The sequence below is a fragment of the Sinosporangium siamense genome, from assembly GCF_016863435.1.
Classification (GTDB): Bacteria; Actinomycetota; Actinomycetes; order Streptosporangiales; family Streptosporangiaceae; genus Sinosporangium; species Sinosporangium siamense.
Genome location: NZ_BOOW01000026.1, coordinates 42,694 through 57,653, shown reverse-complemented (window position 1 = coordinate 57,653; position 14,960 = coordinate 42,694). Strand labels below are relative to the sequence as shown.

Sequence of the window (14,960 nt, the reverse complement as noted above, 5' to 3'; positions counted from 1 at the left end):
GCCATGCACAAAGACCTGCTCCTCCTGGCCCGCACCGATCGCGCGGTGCGGATGCACCTGCTGATCTGCCTCGCGGCCGCCGTCGCCGGCGGCCTGCTGGTCCTGGTCACGGCCGAGTTGCTGGCCGGTGTGCTGTCCGGCCGGTTCGAAACCGGCGCGCTGGCGCTGCTCGCGCTGGTCGTGGCGGTGCGGGCGCTGCTCCACTGGACGCAGGGCACGTGGGCGGGCCGGGGCGCGACCGGGATCAAGTCGGCGCTGCGCGAGCGTCTGTTCGCCCGGCTGCGCGACCTCGGCCCCACCCGGCTCGGCGCGCACCGCTCCGGCGAGCTGATCACGCTGAGCGGGCGCGGCCTCGACGCGCTCGACCCCTACCTGACCGGCTATCTGCCCGCCGCGGCCGTCGCCGGGATCGTTCCGATCGCCGTGCTCGTGCGGCTGTTCGCGGCCGATCTCGCCAGCGCGATCATCGTGATGCTGACCCTTCCGCTGATCCCGATCTTCGGGGCGCTCGTCGGCTGGCACACCAAGGCCGTCACCGAGCGCCAGTGGAAGGCCCTCTCCCGGCTCGGCGGCCACTTCCTCGACGTGGTGCGCGGGCTGCCGACGCTGCGGGCGTTCGGCCGGGCGAGGCACCAGGCCACGGTGATCGCGGAGGTGGCGGACGCGCACCGGTCCGCCACCATGCGCACTTTGCGGGTGGCGTTCCTGTCCTCGCTGGTGCTCGAACTCGCCGCGTCCCTGTCCCTCGCGCTGGTGGCGGTGCCCATCGGGCTGCGGCTGCTGTCGGGGACGCTCGATCTCGACACGGCGCTGCTGGTCCTGCTGCTGGCGCCCGAGGCATATCTGCCGCTGCGGATGATGGGCACCCGTTTCCACGCCTCCATGGAGGGTGTGGCCGCGGCCGACGCCGCTTTCGCCGTACTCGACGGCGAGGCCGGCACCGGCCCCCGCGGCGGCGCGCGGGTCGCGGAGGGCAGGGCGCCCGAGATCAGGTTCGAGCACGTGACCGTGCGCTACCCCGGCCGCGACCGGCCGGCGCTCGACGACGTGTCCCTGGTGATCGCGCCCGGCGAGCGGGTCGCCCTCGTGGGCGAGAGCGGCGCGGGCAAGAGCACGCTGCTCCACGTCCTGCTGGGCTTCGTCACGCCCGAGTCCGGGCGGGTGCTGATCGACGGGGTCGACCTCGCCGAGCTCGACCTCGACGCCTGGCGCGCGCATCTGGCGTTCGTGCCGCAGCGGCCCCACCTGTTCGCCGGCACCATCGCCGGCAACATCGCCCTCGGCGACGCCGACCCCGCGCTGGTGCGCCGGGCCGCCGAGCAGGCTCACGCCGCGGAGTTCGTGGCCGGCCTGCCCGAGGGATATGACTCGGTGCTCGGCGAGCGCGGCGCGAACCTGTCGGCCGGACAGCGCCAGCGGGTCGCCCTGGCCCGCGCGTTCTGCCGGCCGCAGGCCGGTGTGCTGCTGCTGGACGAGCCCACCGCCCGCCTCGACGGCCGCAGCGAGGCCGCCGTCGTCGAGGCCACCCGCACCCTCACCGAGGGCCGCACCTCCCTGATCGTCGCCCACCGCCCGGCCATGATCGACCTGGCCGGCCGGGTGGTGCGGATGTCCGGCGCCACCGTCCTTTCGGAGGTCTCATGACCACGACCCGGGCCGCGAGCCGCCTTCCCGGCGCGTGGCTGATCAAGGGGATGCACGCCAGGCTGGCCCTCGCGGTGGCCGCCGGGGCGGCGGCCGAACTCGCCGCGGTCGCGCTCATCGCCTCCGCCGCCTGGCTGATCACCCGCGCCGCCGAGCAGCCGCCGCTTGCCGCCCTCAGCGTCGCGATCGTGGCGGTGCGGGGGTTCGCCACGAGCCGCGGCGTCTTCAGATATGGCGAACGCCTCACCGGCCACGACGTCGCCCTCCGGGCGCAGGCCACCACCCGGCGGCGGCTCTACGAGGCGCTGATCCCCGCGGGGGTGCTGCGCCAGCGCGGCGCCGACCTGCTCAGCCGCATGGTCGACGACACCGACGCCACCCAGGACCTCCTCGTGCGCTGCCTGCTGCCCGCGGCGGCGGCGTTCATCACCGGCCTGGCCGTGGTCGGCGTCGGTTTCGTCCTGCTGCCCGCCGCCGCGCTCGTCACCCTCGCCGGGCTCGCCGTCGCCGGGGTGCTGCTGCCCGCCCTCTCCGCCTCCGCCGGCCGGCGCTGGTCGGCGCGGATCGCGCCCGCCCGGGCCGACCTCGCCGAACGGGTCGCCGACCTCGTGCACGGCTCGGCCGACCTCGCCGCCTACGGCGCCGGGCCGGCCGCGCTGCGCTCTGCCGCCGAGGCCGACGCCGGCCTCGCCCGGCTCGAACGCCGCCAGGCACGCGCCCACGCCCTGACCACGGCGGCCGGCGTCCTCGTGCAGGGCGTCACCGTCGCCCTCGTCGTGCTCGTCGCGCAGAGCTCGGGGGCCGACCGGATCGCCACCGCCGTGCTCGCGCTCACCACCCTCGTCGCCTTCGAACCCGTGCTCCCCCTCGCCGCCGCCGGCGAACGCCTCACCGGCATCCTCGGCTCCCTGCGCCGCCTCCGTGAGATCGCCCACACCCCGCCCGCCGTGCGGGCCCCCGCACTGCCGGCGCCCCCGCCCGAGGCGCCGCTCACCATCGAGATCGACGACCTCGTCGTACGGCACACGCCCGACCGGCCCGCCGCTCTCGACGGCGTCAGCCTCACCCTCGCCCCCGGCCGCCGGGTCGCCCTCGTCGGCCCAAGCGGGGCCGGCAAGAGCACACTGCTCGGCGCGCTGATGCGCCTGGTGGAGCCGGAGTCGGGAAACATCCGGATCAACGGGATCGACATCCGCGACCTGTCACCGGAGGACGTGCGCGAACGTGTCACCGGGCTGACCCAGGACCCCTACATCTTCCAGACGACGCTCCGCGACAACCTCACCTTCGCCTGTCCCGGATCAGACGAAACAACACTTGCCGAAGCTTTGCGCCGCGTGAAACTGGACGCCTGGGCGGAAGACACCGGCTGGAACACCTTCCTGGGTGAGGACGGCCGCACTGTGTCCGGTGGCCAACTACAGCGTCTAGCACTCGCAAGAGCACTTCTTTACGCCCCACCTGTTCTCCTTCTCGATGAGCCCGCCGAATCCCTCGACGAGGCGACGGCCGACCATCTGATGGCCGACCTGCTGGACATTACTCACGGTCACACCACGCTTCTCGTCACCCACCGGCTTCGCGGGCTCGACCGGGTCGACGAGATCCTCGTGCTCGAAGACGGCCGCATCACCCAGCGCGGGCACCACACCGACCTCGTAGCCGCCCCTGGCTACTACCGCGACCTGTGGCAGTCCGAGGCCCTCACTCGCTAACCTCCCAACGTCCGGCAAAGGTTTCACCAACCCCCTTCCCGTTCCTCCGGAGACGGAACCTATTCGGGCCTGGGACCGCTCCACAGGGGGCCGACCTGCGCATCCTGGCGGGGGCGGCACTTGGGGAGACCCTGAGGTTTTCCGGGAGCGACCTCTTCAAGAGGCCCAGAAGACGGCAACCGGCCCTTCCAGGAAGGGCCGGTTGCCGACTGAAGAAGCACAAAAAGGAAGGTGTGCCGCCGAGTCCGCAGCGACCTAGGCGACACACCCTCCTCCCCAGCATCTCACTCCGCGGGCTTCTCCGCGAGTGAGACCGTGGCGGTCTGTGACTGACCACCACGTACATAGCTGATCGTCACCTGATCGCCAGGTTTGAAACCTCTGACCGCTCCGACTACATCATCCGCTTCGTCAACATTCGTGTCGTTAATCTTCGTCACCACGTCACCCTGGCGCAGGCCCGCCTTCTCCGCCGGGCTGCCCTGCTGGACCGAGGCGACCATCGCTCCACGGGTCTCGTTGGTGGCATCGGTCAAGTTGACGCCGAGGTAGGCGTGGCTCGCCTTGCCCCCGTTGACCAACTGGTCCGAGATCCGCTTGGCGGTGTTGATGGGGACGGCGAAGCCGACCCCGATGTTGCCCTCACCGCCGTTGGTGGCGATCGCCGTGTTGATGCCGATCACCTGCCCGGCCGCGTTGACCAGCGCCCCGCCCGAGTTGCCGGCGTTGATCGCCGCGTCGGTCTGGATGGCACCGGTGATCGTGGTCGCCGAGCCGCCCTCCGCCCCGGACTCGCCGCGCCGCCCTCCCCACCCGGGCGGCGGCATGCGATCGTTCTGGCCCCCGACCGTCAGCGTGCGGTTGAGCGCGCTGACGATGCCCGAGGTGACGGAGCCCTCCAAGCCCAGCGGGCTGCCGATGGCGAGCACCGAGTCACCCACGCGGACCTTGTCGCTGTCCCCCAGCGACGCCTTGGTCAGGCCGGAGACTCCAGTGGCCTTGATCACGGCGAGATCCGTGGTGGGATCCGTGCCGACGATCGTGGCGGGCGCCGTCTTGCCGTCGCTGAACTTCACTTGCATGTCGGCGCCTGGGCCCCCTCCGGCGACGACATGGTTGTTGGTGAGGATCAGCCCGTCCTCGGACAGGATGACCCCCGACCCCTCGCCCGAGCCCACCGCGATCGAGACCACGGAGGGCCGGATGTTGCCGGCCACGTCGGCGACGGTGCCACCGGCCGAGACGGGGTTGACGACCTGGCTGGACAGCGCCACCCGGTCCCCCGACGACGCGGTGGCGATGAACGCCCCCGCGACTCCTCCACCGACGGCCATAGCCGCCAGGGCGAGGCCCGCGACGGCCTTCTGGCCCGCGCTGAGCCTCGCTCGCCGGCGCGGCGGAGCGGACGACTCCTGCCCCGGGAAAGGGGTGTCTGTGAGTCCGACCGGGGTGGGATGCTCCGCCGTACGGCTGGAGGCATCGCCCGCTTCCGCCTTGTGTGCGCCCGCCACCAGAACGTCGGTGTCGTCCCCGGCCTTGCCGTATCGGCCGGCCTGGGGCGGCACCGCACCGAACTGGCTCCAGCCCGCCGAGGACTCTCGGGGCGTGCTCTCCCCATCTGACTCGGCGTTCTGGGCCTTCGGCTGCTCGGTGGCTCCGGTCACCGGGTCATCCGAAGCCGATCCCCGCTCACGTGGCTCGTTGTCGCTCATGCCGTCCTCCCTGTGCCGCCCCGTGATTCTCACGGTGACTCCGGTTGTTTCGCCCGGTGATTTAGAGGATGACAAACGGCCGATAAGAGCCGACTAAGGGAACGAACCCGCAGGTCAGCGGCTTCTGACACCTTCCTTATCCCCCATGCTCAGGGGTGCTGTGAAGCTTCTTAAAGATCTTGAAATAGGACCCGGAAGGATCACCAGGCGGCGGGGACACCGGGCGGCTTCGGCGGCAGAGCGTGACCGGGCGGATGCATGATGTAGGCGACACCCCGGCTGCCGGAGCCGCGCAACCAGACGTTCTCGAAGGCGGCGCGGGGATAGACCCGCCGCACCGGGCGGCCGGCACCGGCGTTGGGGTCGTTGGCGATCACGTCGCCCGCGCGGGTGAAGCCGACCACGACCATCAGATGGCCGTCCGTGCCGTATCCCGCGCCGGGGAGCTCGGCCCGCGTGAAGGACTGGGAGGTCACCACCGGGACCCCGGCCGCGATGAAACCCTCCAGCTCCGCCAGGGACCGCAACCGCGTGACAAACGCCTCAAGCCCGTAATGCCCGGCGTATGCGGTGTTGAAGGGCCAGTTGCCCGCCCCCGCGTAGACGTAGTCGTAGACATGCCGGGCCGCGTGATCCACCTCCGGCGCCGGATCCGACGGGTCCACCCACGCCGTCTCCCACCGGGCCGGCCCCCTCCCCCAGTAGGCCAGGACCATCGCCACCGACGTCGGGCTGCACCACGCCTCGCCGCCGCCGTTCCACTGCGGATAGTGCCCCCTGTGGGCGTTCTGCGACCGCCGGGGCACCTTGAGCTCCCTCCCCCATGCCTGCCCGCCCGCGCTCACCGCGACCTCGCGCCTGCGGGGTACGGCGGAGGCCATCACACCGAGCGACCGCACCGCGGGCGTCGCCCCGGTCCCGGGTGATCGGTGGAGCGTCAGCCGCACCTGGTAGGCCGTCACCGGCCGATCGCCGGCCGCCACGAAGGTGTCGGTCTTCACCCGGCCGTCCCGGTCACGCTGGCCGGGCACAGAGGCGCGCAGAATGTCGGCGTCGCCGTACGCCCATCGGCCCATCGAGAACCACCGCGTGAGCCCCGTGGCGTTGCGCCCGCGCACCTCGGCCTCCAGCCACGTGCCGGGCGGCGTGTCGGCCGTCCAGGACACGATCAGCTCGGTCGCCGGGAACCCCACGGCGCGCTCCGGCCCGGTCCAGCGTGCCCATTCCCAGGTGCCCCGCCCGAGCGCATCCGCGTGCTCCCCGCTGCCCGCCGGTATGTCGAGCCGCAGGTGGGGATCGGCGCGCACTCCCTCCCCCACGCCCCGCGAGAAGTCCTCACGCGTGTAGAGGACCGCGTCCGGCGAGGCGGGCGCGGTCGTGACGAGCGAGGTGGACAACAGCAGCACCAGTGCAAACATCACCACATCGAGCATCTTTCGCAACACGAGGGCTCTCACGCCCGGGATGCATCCCCGTGTCGAGAAAAATGTCGATCAATCAACCGGTCAGGACGAGCGCTGAAGCAGGCTGTGCGTGATGAGCTCCAGCTCAAGCGAACCGAGGTAGGGGTCGAGAAGGGGGTCCGCCTTCCTGGCGAAGTCCGCTTTAACGGCCTCCACCTTCGGGCCGGGGGCGTAGAAGCGCCCCTTGGTCGCGCCATACGGCTTGAGCCAGCCCTTGGCCGACAGATCCCTCAGATCGCGGGCCGCCTGCCCCTGGCTGAGCCCCTCGTCGGCCTGGTAGGTGCCGCGGCGCAACCTGCGGCTGACGAAGACCTGGTAGAGCGCGGACACACAGCGCGGGTCGAGGCCCTCCTCACCCGTCAGGGACTCGAACAGCGCCCACACCTCCGCCGCGTCCTGCAGGCGGCCGAGCACGCTCTGCGCCTGCATGTGGTGGGCGCGCAGACAGAAGCGCACCCAGAGCATGGTGTCGTCGTGCGGGCTCCAGCGTGCTCGCCCTACGGTGCCGAGCATGCGGTAGTACGCGGAGGTGACCTCCGGCTTGCCCAGCCATTCCTCGATGGAGGCGAACTCGGGAGCGGTGATCTGATCTCTGCCCAGCACGAGCGACTGCAGCGCGCGGGACATGCGGCCGTTGCCGTCGCGCCATGGGTGGATCTTGACGAGATTGAGGTGGGCCATGGCCCCTCGCACATAGCCGGAGACGCTCAGGTCGCCCTGGTTGAGCCACTCGACCAGGGCGCCCATCAGTGCGGGCACCTCGCCGGCCTCCGGCCCCTCGTAGACCACCTGCCGGGTCGACGAGTCCCGGACGTAGATGCCGCCGGGGCGCAGGACTCCGGGGTCCTTGCCGTGATGGTGGCCGATCATCATGAAGTTGAGGGAGTTGAGCACCCCGAGGTCGAACCGGAAGCCGGGAGCCCGCGACAACGCCCGGATGTAGGTCATGGCCTGCCGGTAGCCCGCGATCTCCCTCGCGACCGGCTCAGGCGTGTCGAGGGGCTCCTCGCCCGACATGATCGACTCGATGTCCTCGACACTCGCGTTGTAGCCCTCGATCGAGTTGGAGCCCTGAATGGCGCGCGCCTGGATCTGCCGCCTGAGCTGACGATCCCAGCGATGCGGCTCGGCCAGGCGGTATTTCAGCTGTCGCCGCATCTCTTCGATCTCACCCAGGACGGCCTGGTCGACCGGCTCAAGCGCCGGCGTGCCGTACAACATGCGCCCAGAACACCATGACCAAATCATTCGGTCAAGCGGATGAATGATTTATCCATATCGACCATGAGTTGTCGGGGATGAAGGGATATGGGGGCCAATAGACACGTGACCCGCCCCCCAACGCCGGACGGGCGGATCCCCTGCCGTGAAGCCGGGGATCCGCCCGCGTGGACGGGGGGTGGGGTCAGGCCGCCGCGTGCACCTCCGCGGAGGCCGGGGTCAGGGCGAGGTCGAGGACCTCGCGGACGTCGCTCACCGCGTGGACGGTCAGTTCGGCGCGCACCTGCTCCGGCACGTCGTCGAGGTCGGGCTCGTTGCGGGCGGGGATCAGGACGGTGGTGATGCCCGCCCGGTGGGCCGCCAGCAGCTTCTGCTTGACGCCGCCGATGGGCAGGACGCGGCCGGTGAGGGAGACCTCGCCGGTCATGGCCACATCCGAGCGGACGGGGCGGCCCGACAGGAGGGAGGCCAGGGCGGTGGTCATGGTGACACCGGCCGAGGGGCCGTCCTTCGGGATGGCGCCGGCGGGCACGTGGACGTGCACGCCACGCTCCTTGAGGTCGCCGACGGGCAGTTCGAGTTCGGCCCCGCGCGAGCGCAGGTAGGAGAGCGCGATCTGCGCCGACTCCTTCATGACGTCGCCGAGCTGACCGGTGAGGGTCACGCCGGTCGAGCCGGTCTCGGGGTCGGCCAGGGACGCCTCGACGTAGAGCACGTCGCCGCCGGCGCCGGTCACCGCGAGGCCGGTGGCCACGCCTGGCACCGCCGTACGCTGCCGGGACTCCGGGAGGGACGACTCGGGCACGAACCTCGGGCGGCCGATGTAGCCGACCAGGTCGTCGCCGCCGACGGTCACCGGGAGCTCGGTCTCGTCGAGGGCGACCCTCGCCGTGACCTTGCGCAGCACCCGCGCGACCAAGCGCTCCAGGGAGCGCACGCCGGCCTCCCGGGTGTATTCGGCGGCGAGGCGGCGCAGCGCCCCCTCCTCGACCGCGACGTCGTCGGCGGTCAGCCCGGCCCGCTCAAGCTGGCGCGGGAGGAGGTGGTCGCGGGCGATGGCGACCTTCTCGTCCTCTGTGTAGCCGTCGAGGGTCACCACCTCCATGCGGTCGAGCAGCGGCCCCGGAATGGCCTCAAGGACGTTGGCGGTGGCCAGGAACAGCACGTCGGACAGGTCGAGCTCGACCTCCAGGTAGTGGTCGCGGAAGGTGTGGTTCTGCGCGGGGTCGAGCACTTCGAGGAGCGCCGCGGTGGGGTCGCCGCGGTAGTCCGCGCCGACCTTGTCGATCTCGTCGAGCAGCACCACGGGGTTCATGGAGCCGGCCTCGCGGATGGCCCGCACGATGCGCCCGGGGAGCGCCCCGACATAGGTGCGGCGGTGGCCTCGGATCTCGGCCTCGTCCCGCACGCCGCCGAGGGCGACGCGCACGAACTTGCGGCCCATGGCCCGCGCGACCGACTCGCCGAGGGAGGTCTTGCCGACTCCGGGCGGCCCGGCCAGGGCCAGCACCGCGCCTCCTCGCCGCCCGCCGACGACGCCGAGCCCCCGGTCCTTTCGCCGCTTGCGCACGGCGAGGTATTCGACGATGCGGTCCTTGACGTCGTCGAGGCCGGTGTGGTCGGCGTCGAGCACGGCGCGGGCGCCGCCGATGTCGTAGGCGTCGTCGGTGCGGTCGTTCCACGGCAGGTCGAGCACGGTGTCGAGCCAGGTGCGGATCCAGCCGCCCTCGGGCGACTGGTCGGAGGCCCGCTCCAGCTTGCCGACCTCCTTGAGTGCGGCCTCACGCACCTTCTCCGGCAGGTCGGCGGCCTCGACGCGGGCGCGGTAGTCGTCCTCCTCGCTGGCGGGGTCGCCCTGGAGCTCGGCTAGCTCCTTGCGCACGGCGGCGAGCTGCTGGCGGAGCAGGAACTCCTTCTGCTGCCGCTCCACCCCTTCCTGGACGTCCTTGCGGATGGTCTCGGCGACGTCGAGCTCGGCCAGGTGTTCGCGGGCCCAGTCGACGAGGCGCTCCAGCCGTACGGCGGGGTCGGGGGTCTCCAGCAGCTCGATCTTCTGCGCGGTGGTCAGCCAGGGGGCGTAGCCGCCGCTGTCGGCGAGGACGGAGGCGTCCTCGATCTGGTTGACGCCGTCGACGATCTGCCAGGCGCCGCGCTTCTGCAAGATGGTGGTGGCCAGAGCCTTGTACTGCCGGGCATACTCGGCCGCCGCCTCACCGGCGGGCTCGCGTTCGACGCGGGTCGCCTCGACCCACAGCGCGGCTCCGGGCCCGGTCGTGCCGGTGCCGACCCGCACACGGTCGACGCCGCGCACCACGGCGGCGGGTTCGCCGCCGGGCAGCCGGCCCACCTGCTCGACGACGGCTATGACGCCGACTGCGCCGTAGCGGCCGTCGACCCGCGGCACCAGCAGCACTTCCGGCTTCTTGCGCCCCGCGGCCTGGGCGGCGTCGATGGCGGCGCGCACCTCGGCGTCCGACAGGTCGAGCGGAACCACCATGCCGGGCAGCACGACCGCGTCGTCCAGGGGAAGAACCGGAAGAGTCAGGGTCTCGCTCATCTACGCTCCAAAGGCTTGAGTTATACCGACTCAAGTATCAGGAGCCTCTATATGTTCCCGAAGCTGAGCGTGTTCGCCGTAAGCGATCAACGGCCCGCTTTCCTGAGGCCTGGAAGGACACCCTGGACAGGCGTTCACGAATACTTGATCTCTTGTCCGGTGCCGTCGTACCGTCGCTGTCACGTGGTCCATAGGCGCACGTGAACGCCCATGCGCCCCGCTCGGAGGCTCCTTCATGTCCTCATCCGCGTCCCCGGCCGGCATCGAGTTGGTGCACGTCGGCCTCGGCCCCATCGGGCTGCACGTGATGTCCTACCTCGACGGCAGGGACGCCTTCAGGAGCGTCGCCGCCGTCGACCCCGCGCTCGCCGGCCAGACCCTGGAGCGGGGCGGCCTGCGCGTCGTCCGCGACGTCACGGAGCTCGGCCGGCGCGGCGGCGTCGCGATCCACTGCGCCGGCTCCTCCCTCGCGGGCGCCGAGCCCACGCTGACCGCGCTGCTCAGCTCGGGCCACCACGTGGTCTCCACCTGCGAGGAGCTCGCCGACCCCTGGCAGGCGCAGCCGGAGGTCGCCGCCCGCCTCGACGCCGTCGCCAGGGAGCACGGCGTGGTCCTGCTCGGCACCGGCGTCAATCCCGGATACGCCATGGACTACCTGCCCATCGTGTTGTCCGCCTCGCAACGATCGGTGCGCGCGGTGGACGTGCACCGGGTCCAGGACGCCGGCCTGCGCAGGCTGCCGCTGCAGCGCAAGGTCGGCGCGGGGCTGAGCGTCGAGGAGTTCGGCGAGCGGGTGCGCGGCGGCACGATCAGGCACGTCGGCCTGCCCGAGTCCGCCAGGCTCGTGAACCGGGCGCTCGGCCTCGGCTGCACCGGCTTCACCGAGACCATCGATCCGATCGTGGCCGAAAAGCCCGTGGCGTACGGCGAAGGCCTGGTCGAGGCCGGTCACGTGCTCGGCGTCGACCAGCTCGTGGTCGCCTCGCGCGACGGCGAGGCGCTGATCAGGTTGCACCTGCAGATGGCGGTCGGCCTCCCCGACCCGAGGGACGTGATCACTCTGGACGGCGAGCCCGGCCTGACGTCGGTCGTGCGCGGGCTGCACGGCGACAGCGCCACCGCCGCCGTGGTCGTCAACACGCTCGGCCGGGTCGGCCGGGCGGCCCCAGGGCTGCGGACGGTGGACGAGCTCCCCGCCTCCCCGCAATACCGGTAGGCCGCGGATGCACACCGTGATCATCCGTGACGTGCTCGTCGCCGCCGGCTCCCGCACCGCACACGCGCGCTCGGCGACGGTTGCCGCCCCGCCGTCGAGGGCCGGCCCGCGCCGTTCCCAGGGGAGCGGTTACGGGAGCTGTGTCATCGCGCTGCCGCCTCCTCGCCGCACCGGTTCCGAGACCGCCTGGATCTGACCGGCCGGCAGATAGGTGATGGCGTTGACCGCGCCTATGCCGTACGTGAGTGTGCTGATGTCGAAGAGCTGATCGTGGTCGGTGCCCAGTGCCTTGTGTTCCGGGGTGCCCGCGAACGCCTGCTCGATCTGCGTGTTGCCCTGCGGGTTGTCGTTGCGCTGGCTCAGCCGGGGCGCGGCCACGGCGTCCGGCAGCGTCATGCCGAAGTCGATGTGGTTGATCAGGATTTGCAGCACCGTGGTGACGATGGTGCCGCCGCCGGGCGTGCCGAGGGCGAGCACGGGGTCGCCGTTCTTGGTGACGATGGTGGGTGACTGGGTGCTGAGCGGGCGCATGCCGCCGCGCGGCGCGTTCGGGTGCCCGGGCGGGGTGAGCGCGCCCGGGCGCCCGCTGAGCTCGTTGTTCAGCAGGAAGCCGCGGCCGGGCACGACCATGCCGTTGCCGCCGATCGCGCCGAGCGTGTGGGTGTAGGCGACGATGTTGCCGGCGGAGTCGGCCACGGTGAGGTGGATGGTCGAGCCGTTGTCCTGGGCGGCGGCGGCCCCGCCGCTGTCCAGGGCGTCGCGGTCGTAGAGGGTCACATCGTCCACGTGGAAGTCGCCGCCCGCCGGCTCCGTGGCGCCGATCAGCAGTCTGCCCGGTCCGGTGATCTCGGTGTCGGCGCGCTGGATCTGCCAGTCGTGCGGCTCCTGCGCCCCGTCGGCCCAGATCTTGGCGCGCAGGCCCTCGCCGTCGGCCCGGAAACGCAGCCACTGCCGGCCGGGCGGCATGGCGTGGTGGATCCCGGTGAGCGTGAACGGCGAGCTGCCCTGCTTGATTCGCAGGAGCCTGATGTTCTGCTCGTTCTGGTCCGTCGTGGACTTGATCTCCAGGCCGTAGCCGTGGCTCGGGGTGACGAGGGTGTTCCAGTCGCCGGCGCGCAGCCAGAACCGCAGGCGGCGGTCGCCGCCTGGATCGGGCACCCGGAAGCGCACGAGCAGTTCGCCGTCGGTGAGCTGCGGCGCGACGGCCTCGGCCCTGGCGTAGGAGAACTTGGGGCCGTCCAGGTGCAGGCGGCCGGTCTCGCCGCGGACGTCGGCGGCGGCGCCGGGGCTGCTCACGCCGTTGCCGGAGGCGGTGGTGAACCGGCCGCCGGTGTTCCGGTTCACGCCGTTCCGCATGCCGGTGAACGCGGCCTCGAAGGCGACCGGGCGTTGGTCGGTGACCTTGAGGTCGTCGACGCTGAAGGCGCCGCCGCTCGCTCCGCCGGTCAGCTCGATCGCCGACACCAGGGCCTTGCCCTTGCCGGGCACCGAGGTGTCGGTCAGCGTGCCGGTCCAGGTCTGGCGCGGCTCGCTCCTGCCGTCCGCCCAGATGCGCAGCTTGAGCTTGTCCCCCTCCACGCTGAAGCGCAGCCACTGCCAGCCTGTCGTGCGCCGGTAGGGGAAGGTGGCGAGCCCGCGCACCGCCTGGCCGTCGCGGGCGCGGATCAGCCTGACGGTGTCGGCCGCCGCGTTGATCTCGACCGCATAACCGCCGGCGGGCGAGGTGGCGTGCTTCCAGGTACCGGCGCGCAGCCAGAAGCGCAGCCGGCGGTCACCGCCCAGATCGTCGATCTTGAAGCGGGTCAGCAGCTCGGAGTCGGCGACCGGCGCCATGTCCGTCTCGGCGCGTGCGTAGGAGCCGGCCGCGGCGCCCAGCCGCATGACCCCGGCCTCGCCTCTGACGTCGATGGTCGTGCCGGTGCCGCCCTTGGCCGTGGTGGTGAAGCCGGGCCCGCTCTCCCAGGTGCTCGCGTCGGCGAGTCCGGTGAAGCCGGCCGAGACCGTCCGCTTGCCGGCGGCGGGGGCCGGTGCGACGGTTTTCGCGGGGTCGGCGTCATATGGCCAGGGATCGCCCGGCGGTACGACGCGCTGCGGGCTGGTGTCGGCGATGCGCTGCCGCACCTGCTCGGCGTAGCGGTCCGACAGCAGACCCGTGAGGGGCATCGCCGGCCGGTGGGTCGCCGGGTCGCCGAGATAGGTCTGCTGGTCGGCGAAGGCCCGCCGGGACGCCTCCAGGTAATAGTGCAGTGCCTGTGCCCGTGGCATATTGGCCAGGTCGTAGCCCTCAAGGATATTCAGCGCCTGTCCGACGGTCACCCCGCTCGCGGGCGGCGGGGCCAGGTGCACCTTGTAGCCGCGGTAGTCCACGGTCTGTGCCGGATATTCGTGCACCCGATAGCCGCTGAGGTCGGCCGCGGTCATCGAGCCCGCGAGGATCGGGAACGGCGGGTTTGGCGCGGCCGGCGGCGTGTTGACGGTGCCGGCGATCGACCGGGCGATCGCGCCCTGGTAGAACGCGCTGCTCCCCTGGGTGCCGATAGCCTGATAGGTCGCCGCCAGGCCGGGGTTCCGGATCAGCGTCCCGGCCGGCGGCACCGAGCAGTCCGCGTTGAGGTAGAGGGCCTTGGTGCCGGGGAACGCGCAGAACCGCGCGGCGTTCTCGGTGATCTCCCGCACCAGGTTGGCGTCCGACAGGAAACCCCGCTCGGCGATCTGGACGGCGGGCCGGAGAAGGGTGGCCAGCGACATGCCGGAGCCGTATTGCCTCACCGCATGCTCCCACGCCTTCACCACCCCGGGCACGCCGGCGGCCGGGCCGCTGTTCACGACGGTGTCCTCGTGGTGCGGCCTGCCGGTGACCGGGTCGACGAAGCTCCGCGCGTTGAAGGACGCGGCGGCGGCGCTGCGGTGGTCCAGGACGGTGAACGTGTTGGTGGCCTTGCGGTAGACCTGCATAAAGCCGCCCCCGCCGATGCCGCCGGAGAAGGGCCGCACCACGCTTTGCACCGCCGAGGCGGCGACCGCGGCGTCCACCGCGTTGCCGCCGGCGTTCAGCACGTCGATGGCCGCCCGCGAGGCGAGCGGGTGCTCGGTGGCGACGGCCCCGCCGTGCCCGGTGGCGACGGGCTGACGCGGATAGGAGAGCCGGCCCGCCTGTGCGGCGGGGACGAGGGATACGGCGAGAGCCGGATAACACAGCGCGGCGGCGATGAGAAGACAGCGCAGTTTACGCATCGGTCGTTGTCCTCGCGCTGGAGAGCGAATGAACAGCGGCGCCGCCACCCGAGAATTACGGTGACAGTGAACAAACGTCGATCATCACTGGACGCCGTCTCTGGATCACCGTACTCAAGTCATCGCCGTCACTCTCAGGTGGCACGCGCGAGGTCACCCTCAGGGGCGACGACGCCCCGGAAGCAGCGAACCTAGACT

Annotated in this window: 8 protein-coding genes; 3 read left to right on the top strand and 5 right to left on the bottom strand. The window is 71.7% G+C overall.

All coding sequences use genetic code 11. The features are described from left to right. The first annotated feature begins 3 nt into the window (after positions 1–3). Positions 4–1,644 carry a thiol reductant ABC exporter subunit CydD gene (gene cydD / locus Ssi02_RS19370; protein WP_204027356.1) on the top strand — a complete coding sequence of 547 codons (1,641 nt, stop codon included), beginning with the start codon at positions 4–6 and terminating at the stop codon, positions 1,642–1,644. After that, a complete protein-coding gene (gene cydC / locus Ssi02_RS19365; protein WP_239129091.1) occupies positions 1,641–3,359 on the top strand; it encodes a thiol reductant ABC exporter subunit CydC in 1,719 nt (572 codons plus the stop codon). Before cydD ends, cydC begins: the two co-directional genes overlap by 4 nt. A gap of 284 nt (positions 3,360–3,643) precedes the next feature. On the opposite strand, the gene Ssi02_RS19360 is transcribed toward cydC, so the two are convergent. The 4 genes from Ssi02_RS19360 to lon all read right to left on the bottom strand — a co-directional run bounded on the left by Ssi02_RS19360 (position 3,644) and on the right by lon (position 10,312). Further along, complete coding sequence (locus tag Ssi02_RS19360) at positions 3,644–5,071, bottom strand: S1C family serine protease (RefSeq protein ID WP_204027355.1); 1,428 nt, start codon at positions 5,069–5,071, stop codon at positions 3,644–3,646. Positions 5,072–5,271: 200 nt separating this feature from the next. Continuing rightward, positions 5,272–6,489: a C39 family peptidase gene (locus Ssi02_RS19355; RefSeq protein ID WP_204027485.1), complete on the bottom strand. Its 1,218-nt coding sequence runs from the start codon at positions 6,487–6,489 to the stop codon at positions 5,272–5,274. Positions 6,490–6,576: 87 nt separating this feature from the next. Beyond that, positions 6,577–7,755 (bottom strand): Fic family protein, encoded by a 1,179-nt coding sequence (locus Ssi02_RS19350; protein WP_204027354.1) that lies wholly within the window; start codon positions 7,753–7,755, stop codon positions 6,577–6,579. 184 nt (positions 7,756–7,939) lie between these two features. Next, positions 7,940–10,312, bottom strand: a complete 2,373-nt coding sequence (gene lon, locus Ssi02_RS19345; protein WP_204027353.1) for an endopeptidase La — start codon at positions 10,310–10,312, stop codon at positions 7,940–7,942. 235 nt (positions 10,313–10,547) lie between these two features. On the opposite strand from lon, the gene Ssi02_RS19340 reads away from it, so the two are divergent. Then, the gene (locus Ssi02_RS19340) at positions 10,548–11,528 is read left to right on the top strand and encodes an NAD(P)H-dependent amine dehydrogenase family protein (RefSeq protein WP_204027352.1); all 981 of its coding nucleotides are present in this window, start codon (positions 10,548–10,550) and stop codon (positions 11,526–11,528) included. Positions 11,529–11,657: 129 nt separating this feature from the next. On the opposite strand, the gene Ssi02_RS19335 is transcribed toward Ssi02_RS19340, so the two are convergent. Next, on the bottom strand, positions 11,658–14,762 hold the full coding sequence (locus Ssi02_RS19335; RefSeq protein ID WP_204027351.1) for a gamma-glutamyltransferase: 3,105 nt from the start codon (positions 14,760–14,762) through the stop codon (positions 11,658–11,660). Positions 14,763–14,960: the final 198 nt, after the last annotated feature.

What these genes read in the sequence shown, in the direction of transcription:
- cydD (WP_204027356.1), top strand. Translation starts at nt 4, where the DNA reads ATGCACAAAGACCTGCTCCTCCTGGCCCGCACCGATCGCGCGGTGCGG.
- cydC (WP_239129091.1), top strand. Translation starts at nt 1,641, where the DNA reads ATGACCACGACCCGGGCCGCGAGCCGCCTTCCCGGCGCGTGGCTGATC.
- Ssi02_RS19360 (WP_204027355.1), bottom strand. Translation starts at nt 5,071, where the DNA reads ATGAGCGACAACGAGCCACGTGAGCGGGGATCGGCTTCGGATGACCCG.
- Ssi02_RS19355 (WP_204027485.1), bottom strand. Translation starts at nt 6,489, where the DNA reads ATGTTTGCACTGGTGCTGCTGTTGTCCACCTCGCTCGTCACGACCGCG.
- Ssi02_RS19350 (WP_204027354.1), bottom strand. Translation starts at nt 7,755, where the DNA reads ATGTTGTACGGCACGCCGGCGCTTGAGCCGGTCGACCAGGCCGTCCTG.
- lon (WP_204027353.1), bottom strand. Translation starts at nt 10,312, where the DNA reads ATGAGCGAGACCCTGACTCTTCCGGTTCTTCCCCTGGACGACGCGGTC.
- Ssi02_RS19340 (WP_204027352.1), top strand. Translation starts at nt 10,548, where the DNA reads ATGTCCTCATCCGCGTCCCCGGCCGGCATCGAGTTGGTGCACGTCGGC.
- Ssi02_RS19335 (WP_204027351.1), bottom strand. Translation starts at nt 14,762, where the DNA reads ATGCGTAAACTGCGCTGTCTTCTCATCGCCGCCGCGCTGTGTTATCCG.